This is a genomic window from Natrinema hispanicum (genome assembly GCF_900111485.1).
GTDB lineage: Archaea > Halobacteriota > Halobacteria > Halobacteriales > Natrialbaceae > Natrinema > Natrinema hispanicum_A.
Map to the genome: position 1 here is coordinate 1 of NZ_FOIC01000073.1, position 3,610 is coordinate 3,610.

Genomic DNA, 3,610 nt, shown 5'->3' on the forward strand with positions numbered 1-3,610 from the left:
AATGTCGAGGCTGACCTGCACCAGCAGGTCAACGAGCAACCACATATCGTAGAGAATAACCGCAAAGCCGAAGTAGAACACTCGAACGGCGGTGTTTCGAGAAGTCGTCCACGCGAGGAAGTCTTTGATCGACTTGTAGCTGTTCTCTATTCCCCATCGGCGGGCGTACCGCCGCATCACGCGGCGGGTACGCCCCCGCGCCTTCTTTGTCGCATCACTTACCGAGAAGTTCGTCACGAACGTCACCGTTGCACCTTCCTTCCGATCTGAGGGAACCCCGACCAGCGTCGGGGTGACCGTTACACTGCCACCCACGATGGTTCCTTCCATCTCGTGATTCTGTTTGACGCCGACGTCGTGATCCATGTCCTGTACAAACCGCTTGACCGGGTCATCCGAGGATTTTCGGATGAGATAGAAGAGCCCCGCCTCTTCGACCGCGTGGATCACGCCGACGCCGTCGAATTCGGCGTCGGCGTAGACCGTCCCGATCGAAACATGGTCACTCGCGATTTCGAGCAGTTGCTCAACGAGAACTCGCCGAGGGATGTAGCCGCGTAGCGGCCGCATCCCGAGCGTGAACTTCACTTCTTCCCCAACGATCGAGACGGTCGCCATTTTGTAGCACCACGAGTACGATTTGCTCGGTGGTGCACCTGTACTCATCTGGAACTCGTCACGATCACCGTAGTAGGCGATATAGGTGATATCGATCGCCACATCGACGTGGCGATCGATCGAGTAGTATTGCTCAGCAGCCCACATCATCGTTCCAATCGCTCCGTTGACCATCGAGGCGATCTCCATCGCCTCGAGTTGCTTGATGTAGTGGAGATGCGTATCACCGTCAGGACCGCCGTTTTCGCGAGTTGTTTCCTCGTCGAAGATCCGGCTTCCTTGGTTGGCAGCAGTCCCGGTCAATCCGAGGTAGCTCTGGAGATCGAGGAACGCGGTATCGTCATACCGCGTTCCGTCGTCCGGTCGATCGAGGTCAATCGCCGGAAACACGATCTGACAGAGGGCCTCCGTGACGTCCTTTGCTTTGCCTGTGACGTAGCGCTGTTCCGAGCGGTTGGAAAGGTCGCTCTTGTCCTCAGGGTGAAGCGCGCGCAGTCCAAGCGGGTTGCCCATCTCGTGGGCAACCGCGAGGATACATTCAGCAGACATTCGGATGAAGGCTTGAAGCCGGTTCGGGAACCGGTCGCGCCAGGCGCGACCGAGTGTGGTCCGACCCGGTGCGGTTTTGTCCCCAGCGAACTGGTCGGGATCAAAGCCGAGCGTGCTGGCACGCTCGGCAGTCGCGAGGTAGTCGTGGAGTTCTGTCGTCGTGAAGCCGGCGAGCTCCTTGCAATAGAACGCCCGTACCATCGGCTCGTAGCCGTAGCGAGCGTTCCATTCGGTTTGCCCAGCTTCGTAGATTGCAGTCTCACTGAAGTCAAACCCACGGACCACGGTCAGGAGGTCCGTGTCTTTGTGAATCAATTCCTCGGCCTGTTGTTCGAGTCTGCTGATCGCAGACTCGAACTCGGATGTCGTTTGAGACATCCCTTTACAGTCGGTAAGCAATCGGAGTCAGTCACCCGTCTCGTGCACAGAATCTGTCGTTCGGGACTCCTGACTCTCGCTCTCAGGCGGCTCTATTCGTGATCGAAAACTGACTCCAACACCCGATTCAGCGAGCGTTTCTGAGACTTCTCTCACCGAATTGATTATCACTCGGCAGATTCGCACTGGATCAGTCTCACGCTGCCATGTCTGACGAATTGATCTTGAACGTGCAACAGGCTATCGAACTCTGCATCGCCGACACCGGGAGCGGCATCGCCGACGACGAAGTCCTCGCGCTCGACCGAGAGACCGAAGACTCGCTGACGCACGGCTCGGGGCTCGGACTGTGGCTCATCTACTGGGTCACCACGAAGTCCGGCGGGACGCTCTCGTTCGGGGCGAACGAGCCGCAGGGGACCGTCGTTCAGCTGTCGTTACCGAACGCGTGACGCTGTATCGTGGTATCAGACCCGAAAAAAGACCGGGAGCGCGAGTTATGACCAGTTACCGCTGACGAGTCCGAAGGCGTCCAGCGTGACGTACACGAGGCAGATCAACATGATTCCCAACACGAACGCGACGGCGTCCGTCGTGGCGGTCGTGGTGTACACGTACGCGACCGTCGCGAAGCTCGTCGCCAGTGCGCTGACCGTCGCGATGGCGGTCGGGGTCGGGCGTCGTACTCGGGTCTCGGGCATGTTCATCTCTTGGATGTGCTATCATTTAATCATTACCACGGGATACCGCCATCGGGGTGGCACTGGGAGTCGACCTCAGCCCAGGTTCCCGACGGCGGGATGTAGTTGACTCGGATGATGACACCGTCGCCCTCGTTTTCGTTACTCAGAAGGGCCGCAGACGTTCCGAGCAGGGAACTGATGAGGCCGGTGACAGCGGCAGGAACCGAGCCAGCACCGGTAATAGTCAGGAGGAAGGTAAGCGCCGCGGTGGCCCCCGCACCGTATATCGCGATTTCGACGAGTTCGCTCGTCGCCTGATCGTCGATGTAGAAGTTGTACTTCGGAGGGACGCTGATCAACTTCGCCTCGAAGTCGTTCTTGCCGCCGCTTCCACAGTGACTGGAAGCAATACCGACGTCCGAGTCGGTGTCGTAGGACGGGTACAGTTCACCGATACGGTCGGTTGGCGTGACGAGTACGTTTCCGGGCTCGGACTTGCCAGCTTTCCTGAACTCGACGAAGCCGCGACTTTCGAGTTCGTTTAATTCGGCCGTGACATCGGATGCCGTCTCCCGGTCGATCTGGACCGCGTTTCCGTTCGAAGAGTGCGTATCCAAAGCACTCGCACTGTTCTGGTCTGCGACCAGCTTGCCGTTCTCCAGGTCGAACGACCAGACACCCTCTTCTGCTGCTGATTTTGATGACGCTGCGAGTGCAGTTCCCGACAGCAGGGGAATGCTTGCGATACCAACACCTTTCAGGAACGAACGTCTATCTGACATTCAACCATTGGTGATAGCTATTGGATATTAAAGTATCGGAAGCAGGAAATTCGTGTTGGGTAGTAATACCGAAAATCACTCAAATTTGTGAGCCTGTTCGGACATCGACCCGGCCCCGAACTCACACTGAGACCACGGAACCGGCGGTTTCTTCCGCACGGCACCGAACTATCTGGACATGTACGAAGACGTTATCGACGACGAGGACATGCCGCTGGCCCGGAAATCTATCCTCCCCGGGACTGGCTTCTTTATTGCTCTGTTGCAGCGTCGAATAGCACCAGTTTCAGCCTTGTTCTCGGCTGATTTCCGTGAGGCTTGTGGGGAATTGGACGCCGTCTGTCGATATGAGGTCGAAAAGACCGATCATACGGCAGTGTAAGAATCTTGCCAAACAGCACGTCGATAACCCTGACGAACCCGCTGCGCCGGACGGCGCCAGCGGGTTCGCCGAGTGGGCTCAGATCGCGTTTATCCTCTTGCATGCAGAACTCGACAAAGATTTCCGAGAGACTGAAGCATGGTTCAATGACTCCAGAGCCATCCGTGAAGAGCTTAACATCGACAAATCGCCGGATCACACCACGCTCTGTCGATGGG

4 protein-coding genes and 1 pseudogene are annotated in these 3,610 nt (G+C 57.5%); 2 read left to right on the forward strand and 3 right to left on the reverse strand.

Annotated features, from left to right (window positions below; genetic code table 11):
• On the reverse strand, nucleotides 1-1,545 hold a 1,545-nt coding region (locus BSG09_RS19875; protein ID WP_139246301.1), incomplete at its 3' end, for a transposase.
• Between the two features lie 206 nt (nucleotides 1,546-1,751).
• Here BSG09_RS19875 and BSG09_RS19880 point away from each other — a divergent pair.
• Complete coding sequence (locus BSG09_RS19880) at nucleotides 1,752-1,997, forward strand: ATP-binding protein (protein ID WP_092936210.1); 246 nt, start codon at nucleotides 1,752-1,754, stop codon at nucleotides 1,995-1,997.
• A 45-nt stretch (nucleotides 1,998-2,042) separates the two neighbouring features.
• Here BSG09_RS19880 and BSG09_RS19885 read toward each other — a convergent pair whose 3' ends face one another.
• The gene (locus tag BSG09_RS19885; protein WP_139246302.1) at nucleotides 2,043-2,246 is read right to left on the reverse strand and encodes a hypothetical protein; all 204 of its coding nucleotides are present in this window, start codon (nucleotides 2,244-2,246) and stop codon (nucleotides 2,043-2,045) included.
• A 32-nt stretch (nucleotides 2,247-2,278) separates the two neighbouring features.
• Nucleotides 2,279-3,010 carry a hypothetical protein gene (locus tag BSG09_RS19890; protein WP_092936214.1) on the reverse strand — a complete coding sequence of 244 codons (732 nt, stop codon included), beginning with the start codon at nucleotides 3,008-3,010 and terminating at the stop codon, nucleotides 2,279-2,281.
• Nucleotides 3,011-3,357: 347 nt separating this feature from the next.
• On the opposite strand from BSG09_RS19890, the pseudogene BSG09_RS19900 reads away from it, so the two are divergent.
• Nucleotides 3,358-3,610 (forward strand): annotated as a pseudogene (locus tag BSG09_RS19900) (IS5/IS1182 family transposase); the annotation flags it as partial.